The sequence below is a fragment of the Thermoplasmatales archaeon genome, assembly GCA_014361245.1.
GTDB lineage: Archaea > Thermoplasmatota > E2 > UBA202 > JdFR-43 > JACIWB01.
Genome location: JACIWB010000001.1, coordinates 124,088 through 130,720 on the forward strand (window position 1 = coordinate 124,088; position 6,633 = coordinate 130,720).

The 6,633-nt window shown below is 35.4% G+C and carries 7 protein-coding genes; 5 read left to right on the top strand and 2 right to left on the bottom strand.

Annotated elements, in window-relative coordinates; all coding sequences use genetic code 11:
• Positions 1–34 precede the first annotated feature (34 nt).
• Entirely contained in the window at positions 35–787 is a 753-nt protein-coding gene (locus H5T45_00670; GenBank protein ID MBC7128232.1) for a hypothetical protein, read from the top strand.
• Between the two features lie 44 nt (positions 788–831).
• Here the strand turns inward: H5T45_00670 and H5T45_00675 are convergent, their stop codons facing one another.
• Positions 832–2,181 (bottom strand): TrpB-like pyridoxal phosphate-dependent enzyme, encoded by a 1,350-nt coding sequence (locus tag H5T45_00675; protein MBC7128233.1) that lies wholly within the window; start codon positions 2,179–2,181, stop codon positions 832–834.
• 107 nt (positions 2,182–2,288) lie between these two features.
• Here H5T45_00675 and H5T45_00680 point away from each other — a divergent pair, with 107 nt between their 5' ends.
• Positions 2,289–2,789 carry a hypothetical protein gene (locus tag H5T45_00680; protein MBC7128234.1) on the top strand — a complete coding sequence of 167 codons (501 nt, stop codon included), beginning with the start codon at positions 2,289–2,291 and terminating at the stop codon, positions 2,787–2,789.
• Between the two features lie 53 nt (positions 2,790–2,842).
• Here H5T45_00680 and pyrG read toward each other — a convergent pair whose 3' ends face one another.
• On the bottom strand, positions 2,843–4,435 hold the full coding sequence (gene pyrG, locus H5T45_00685) for a CTP synthase (glutamine hydrolyzing) (protein MBC7128235.1): 1,593 nt from the start codon (positions 4,433–4,435) through the stop codon (positions 2,843–2,845).
• Positions 4,436–4,531: 96 nt separating this feature from the next.
• Between pyrG and ftcD the strand changes: the two genes are divergently transcribed.
• The 3 genes from ftcD to H5T45_00700 all read left to right on the top strand — a co-directional run.
• Positions 4,532–5,434, top strand: coding sequence for a glutamate formimidoyltransferase (ftcD, locus tag H5T45_00690; GenBank protein MBC7128236.1), 903 nt, complete (start codon positions 4,532–4,534; stop codon positions 5,432–5,434).
• Complete coding sequence (locus H5T45_00695) at positions 5,431–6,006, top strand: cyclodeaminase/cyclohydrolase family protein (GenBank protein ID MBC7128237.1); 576 nt, start codon at positions 5,431–5,433, stop codon at positions 6,004–6,006. The genes ftcD and H5T45_00695 overlap by 4 nt, the downstream gene beginning before the upstream one ends.
• Before the next feature lie 266 nt (positions 6,007–6,272).
• Positions 6,273–6,633 (top strand): hypothetical protein (locus tag H5T45_00700; protein ID MBC7128238.1); only part of this gene is annotated, 361 nt, incomplete at its 3' end.

The following is a 6,633-nucleotide window of genomic DNA, read 5'->3' on the forward strand; positions in this document are numbered from 1 at the left end:
GCAAAAATTTTTTTATCATAAATGCATTAATATTATGAAGTTAAAAGCATTTGCTGTTGCCATTCTTTTAATTGCGACATTTTTTTCAGCAATAGGCGATGGCAGAACTGTTTTTGCGGAGCTCGGGGCGCTGAGCTGGTGCCCTCACTGCCCCAAAGCGGCTGAGGCATTAAACAATCTTTCGCGCGAGCTTGATTTTTGCTATGTAACGCTTGTTTATGATAAAAGCTCTGTGGCTATGAAGCGCGGTTCATGGCTGAGAGATGCATATGCCCCAATGCTTTACATTGATGGTGGCTACTATGTTGTTGATTATAACCCAACGAGCGCTTATTCTGATTATAGAAGTGCTATAGAAAATGCGAGCAAAAGAAGCGTTAGGAATATTGAAATTGAAATAAATGCAAAGTGGCTTGGAGAAGCAAAAATTGAAATAGGGGTAAAAATAATTAATAATGAAAGACCATGCTTTGGGCATTTAAGAGTTTATGTGGTTGAGATAAATTCAAGATGGAATGACTATGCGGGAAAACCATTTAAATATGCTTTTCTTGATTATGCTTTCAATGAATATGTTTTTGTTGGGCAATATGAAAAAGTAAAAATATGGGATGGAAATAAAATGCACGGAAATTTAACTTTTCCTGATATTGAAAAAGATAATATAGCAATTATTGCAACTCTTTCGCAAGCTTTTCCCCGCATAGCAAAAAATCCATGGGAGAAACCATTTCCATATTTCCTTGCTGAATATGTGGAGGCGGTGAAATTTAGTTTATTAAATTAGTAATCTAAGTAAATTAAGTATATAAACATTGTTTTCTTGGTATATTATCTTCCAATACTTATATTTGATTTCTTCAGTGCTTTAACTATTTCCCCATCAGAAAGTTCGTAGTTTTGCAGAAGACCCCTATTATAAAGTTCATATGCTGATAAATCAAAATATCCATGCCCGCTGTTCAAAAAGCAAATTATTTTTTCCTCCTTTTCTCTTTTGCATCTTAATGCTTCATCTATTACCCCTTTCAAACCATGTGCACTTTCTGGAGCAATTAAAAATCCTTCAGTTTTTGCAAATATTTTTGCTGCTTCGAAAATTTCATTTTGACTATAAGCCCTTTTCTCAACAATTCCCTCATTCACAAGCTTGCATAGCAAAGGAGCATCTCCATGATATCTCAGCCCGCCAGCATGAATTGCTGGAGGAATGAAGGAATGACCAAGAGTGAACATCTTTAGCAAAGGTGTCATGCGGGCGGCGTCGCCATGGTCATATGTATAAATTCCTCTTGTTAAACTAGGGCAAGCTGTTGGCTCGCAAGCTATAAATCTGATTTCCTCTCCCTTTATCTTATCTGGCACGAAAGGGAATATACCTCCTGAGAAGTTGCTACCCCCACCCACACATCCGCATATTATATCAGGGTATGAATCTATTTTTTCAAACTGCTTTTTCAGCTCGAGCCCAATTATTGTCTGATGCAGAAGCACATGATTTAGAACTGAGCCAAGAGAATATTTAGTGTTTTCATGAGTTATAGCATCTTCAATTGCCTCACTTATTGCTATTCCCAGGCTTCCTGAATTATCTGGATCTTCTTTCAAAACTTTTCTTCCAAATTCCGTTCTATTACTCGGGCTCGCTATAACCTCCGCACCCCATGTTTCCATCAATATTCTTCTATATGGCTTTTGATCAAAACTGCATTTAACCATATAAACCGTGCATCTCAACCCAAACAGGGAGTATGCAAAAGAAAGGGCGGAGCCCCACTGACCCGCGCCAGTTTCAGTTGTCATCCTTTCAATTCCTTCCTTTGAGTTGTAATATGCCTGTGCAACTGCTGTATTTGGCTTGTGGCTTCCTGGCGGGCTTACGCCCTCCCATTTGTAATATATTTTTGCTGGTGTTTTTAAAAATTCCTCGAGCTTTTCAGCTCTGTATAAAGGGGTTGGTCTCCATATCCTGTATATTTCCTTTACTTCCTCAGGTATTTTTATCCATTTTTCCTTGCTTATCTCCTGCCTGACAAGTTCTTTTGGAAAAATTCTTTCTAAATCGCTTGCTTTAACTGGCTCAAGTGTTACTGGATTTAGAGGGGGAGGCAATTCAATTTCTGACTGGATGTTATACCATTCATCGGGCATTTCTTCTTCATCAATCAATACTTTTTTCATAAAAATGAATGCAATAGAAATATTTAACATTTTTGTATAAATTTGTTCATTATAGTATATTTTTTACCATTACAGTAAATTATTTTAATTTATTCCGCATTATGACCATGTGGAAAAAAATTATTTCTTATTTTGGCAGGCAATCCGCTCAACAAAAAGTTATTCAGCTATTTCTTTCCTATGGACTAAGCATTAGAAAAGGAAAAGTTTATTGTGGAAACATAGAGCTTTCTTTTTCAAAAATTGCAAGAGCAATAAATGTTGATAGAAGAGTTATTATGAATGCAATAGAGATAATAGAAAGAAATAAAGAATTGAAAAAAATTTTTTCAAATTTGATGCCAACATGCAGTTTCAAAGAGCTTGCTCCAAAGATGGGGTGGGGTGTTGTTGAGATAATACCGAAAGATGCTTCAATGCCAGGCATAATTGCAAGTGTCTCAGATATAATAGCGAGGGAAGGAATAAGCATAAGGCAGGCAAATGTCGATGATTACATAATTGCAGATGAGCCAAAACTTTTTATTGTAACAGAAAAACCAATACCATCAAAATTGATAAAAAAGTTGAGAAAAGCCAAAGGAGTTATGGGAGTGACTGTTTATTAAAAAACTTTATTTAAAGTAAATTCTTTTCATTCCCAATTATTCCTTTTAAATTTTCATTTTTTCTCAAGAGATGCCTTTATTAGTCCATCAAATAAAGGAGATGGCTCCAGCGGGCGGGATGTGAACTCTGGATGAAACTGAGAAGCTATGAAATAGGGATGGGATGGCAATTCAATGATTTCAACTCTTTTTCCATTTTCAGCAAACCCAGAGAAAACAATTCCATTTTTTTCAAGTATTTCAAAATAATCGGGATTTACTTCATATCTATGTCGGTGCCTCTCATAAATTTTCTTCTTCCCATAAACTCTGTATGCAAGAGTATTCTCTTTTATATCTATTTCATATTCTCCAAGCCTCATTGTTCCACCCATTTTATACACATTCCTCTGCTCTGGTAGCAATGTTATTATCGGATGCTCTGTATCCTTATCTATCTCCAATGAATTGCATTTCAGCCCTATCACATTTCTCCCGTATTCAACAATCGCAAGTTGAAAGCCGAAACATATTCCCAAAAAAGGCAAATCATTCTCTCTCGCAAATTCAATCGCCATTATTTTGCCCTCCGCCCCCCTCACGCCGAAGCCGCCTGGCACAAGAATTCCATCAACTTTTTCAAGCTCTTCTTTTTTTCCTTTTTCAAGCTCTTCTGATTCAATCCATACAATATTTACATTCGCGCTGTTTTTTGAGCCCGCATGATGAAAAGCTTCTATTATGCTAAGATAAGAATCTGCAAGATGTGTATATTTTCCAACAATTGCTATCCTTACTTCATTTTCAGCATTTTTTATTTGCTCAACAAATTTTTCCCACTCCTTGAGATTTGCCTCCCTGTATGGAATATTAAATCTTTTCATGATATAAGAAGGGAGCCCCTGTTTTTCCAAGATAAGAGGTATTTCATATATGCAGCTAACATCTGGAGAAGAAAAAACTCCTTCAACTGGCACATTACAGAAAAGAGATATTTTTTCTTTTGTTTCCTTGCTTAGCTCAGTGGTACTTCTCCCAACTATAACATCTGGATTTATTCCTATTGCCCTTAATTCTTTAACGCTGTGCTGGGTTGGTTTTGTTTTTTGCTCACCTACAACTTTTAAAACAGGAACAAGAGTTGTATGTACAAACAAAACATTTTCTCTTCCTTCTTCTACATACATCTGTCTAATTGCTTCAAGAAAAGGCATTGATTCTATGTCCCCTACAGTTCCTCCTATTTCAATCAGGCAGAAATCTGCCTGGCTTTCTTTCGCAACATTTCTTATCCATCCTTTTATTTCATCAGTAATATGAGGGACAATCTGGACTGTTTTTCCCAAATATTCTCCTTTTCTCTCTTTTTCAATAACATTTTTATATATTTTTCCGGTGGTTATATTGTTATCTCTTGTAAGTTTTATATCAAGAAATCTTTCATAATTTCCCAAATCAAGATCAACTTCTCCGCCATCAGAGAGAACAAAAACCTCTCCATGCTGGTAAGGATTCATTGTTCCCGCATCACAATTTATGTAAGGATCTATTTTTATTGCTGTAACAGAATAACCTCTGCTTTTTAAAAGCAATCCAATTGAGGAAGTGATTATTCCTTTTCCCAAGCCAGATAAAACCCCTCCTGTTATTCCAATATACTTAGGCATATCAATAATAGAAAATAGGTTAAAAGAATTTGCGTTTTTTGGTTATCACACCAAACTTTATAGTAATCCTTAAAATCCTCCTTAATATATCTTTTTATGAAGCTTATTGAATGTGTTCCAAATTTTAGCGAAGGAAGAAATAAAGAAGTAATAGATGCAATAATTAACGAAGTAAGAAAATATAATGTAAAAATATTGAACATTCATTCAGATGAAAGCCATAATCGCACTGATGTAACAATACTTGGTGAGCCAGAAGAAGTTAAAAAAGCTGTTCTTGATATGGCAATAAAAGCTGTTGAGCTTATAGATATGAACAAGCACAGGGGAGAGCATCCAAGAATGGGAGCAATGGATGTTGTTCCGTTTATTCCCATAATGAATTCAACAATGGAAGAATGCATAAAAATTGCAAATGAATTTGCCGAAGAATTTTCAAGAATTACAAAAGTTCCCTGCTTTTTATATGAAGAAGCAGCGAAAAAAGAGAGCAGGAGAAATCTTGCGGATGTGAGAAAAGGGGAATTTGAAGGGCTTAAAGAAGAGATAGGAAAAAACCCAGACAAAATTCCAGATTATGGACCAAATTCAATTCATCCAACTGCTGGAGCAACTGCTGTAGGGGCAAGAGAAATTTTAATAGCATTTAATGTAAATCTTGCAACAAATGATGTTGAAATAGCAAAAAAAATTGCGAAAGCAGTAAGGCATAGCAGCGGTGGCTATAGATATGTTAAGGCAATGGGATTTGAAATAAAGGAAAAAAACATTGTGCAGGTATCGATGAACATGACAAATTATAAGCAAACTCCCCTCTTCCGAGTTTTTGAGACAATAAAAAGAGAGGCAGAAAGATATGGGGTAAATGTGCTTTCAAGCGAAATAGTAGGAATGATTCCTCTTGATGCGTTGGTTGATATTACATCTTTCTATCTGCAGCTCGAAGATTTTAAACCAGAACAAGTTATAGAAAAAAGGTTAATAGAGGTGAGCCAGTGAAAAGCATCGAAGAATTTCTGGAGGAGCTGGCAAGTGCGTCGCCCGCTCCTGGCGGGGGGAGTGTTGCTGCGCTCGGGGGGGCAATTGCCTGCGGGCTTGCGGAGATGGTGTGCAATCTTACCATTGGGAAGAAAAAGTATGTAAGCGTTGAGGAGGAAATGAAGGCAAGGGTTGAAGGGTTAAAAGAAATGAGGAGAGAATTTCTTGAGCTTGTTGAAGAAGATGCAAATGCTTTTAATGAGGTAATCAAAGCGATAAAAGAGAAGAGGGGGGAGGAAGAAGCATACAAGAAAGCTTGTGAAGTGCCTGCAAAAACTGCTGAGAAATGCGTGGTTTTGGCAAGAGAAATAAGGGAAATTGCTGAAAAGGGAAATAAAAATTCAATAAGTGATGCGGGGGTTGCAATGCTTTTTTCATATGCCTCATTCCATTCAGCGATTATGAATGTAAAAATAAATCTTGCATGCATTCAAGATGAACCTTATAAGCAAAATATGGCTAAAAAGATAGAGGAAATGGTGAAAGAAATTGAGGAAATAAAAAAGGAAACAATGCAAATTGTGGGCTTATAAAATAAATAGCTGAAATTCACGAATATTCCTATTTTTTAGATTATTTTGTTGCACAGATTAATCATGCTCATAAGATTAATTGCTCTTACGCTTTTTAAATATCTTTTTAATCTTGAAAAAATATTCTTTGTTAAATCTAAGAAAGAGATGAATTTGCATTTCTTCAGTTATGGGAAAGATACTATTTTTCTATTTAGTCCTAATTTATTTATTCTACATGCCAGCAAAGAGCAAAACCTTTATATAAAAAAATTTTATTTAAGACTATGAGGAGAAAAACATGCAGTATTGTTGTAGTATTGCTGTTAACTATTTCTCCTTTTATTTCAACAATTTCTAACGCAAAAATTATTTCTGGAGATGGAGATATTTCTCAAGAAGATACAAGTGGTGGATTTGTTAAAATATACGGCTACAAACGTTTTGCCCAATCGTTTACTCCGCCTATTAAAGGAAAACTAATGAGTGTTTCAATATATGTTGGAAAAAAGACATTTTCTTATAATTCAGATAATTCTATTTTAAATAAAATTCGTATCCTTGGCAAATCTTCTCTTAAAGATATAATCTCTCTACTCATTTCAAAAATCCTAGGTAAAAATAAGAAAAGCGAAGGATACAGTAGCT

Excerpts from the sequence above, each read along its gene's own strand:
- ftcD (MBC7128236.1), top strand. The coding sequence starts at position 4,532 with ATGAAGCTTATTGAATGTGTTCCAAATTTTAGCGAAGGAAGAAATAAA.
- H5T45_00670 (MBC7128232.1), top strand. The coding sequence starts at position 35 with ATGAAGTTAAAAGCATTTGCTGTTGCCATTCTTTTAATTGCGACATTT.
- H5T45_00680 (MBC7128234.1), top strand. The coding sequence starts at position 2,289 with ATGTGGAAAAAAATTATTTCTTATTTTGGCAGGCAATCCGCTCAACAA.
- pyrG (MBC7128235.1), bottom strand. The coding sequence starts at position 4,435 with ATGCCTAAGTATATTGGAATAACAGGAGGGGTTTTATCTGGCTTGGGA.
- H5T45_00675 (MBC7128233.1), bottom strand. The coding sequence starts at position 2,181 with ATGAAAAAAGTATTGATTGATGAAGAAGAAATGCCCGATGAATGGTAT.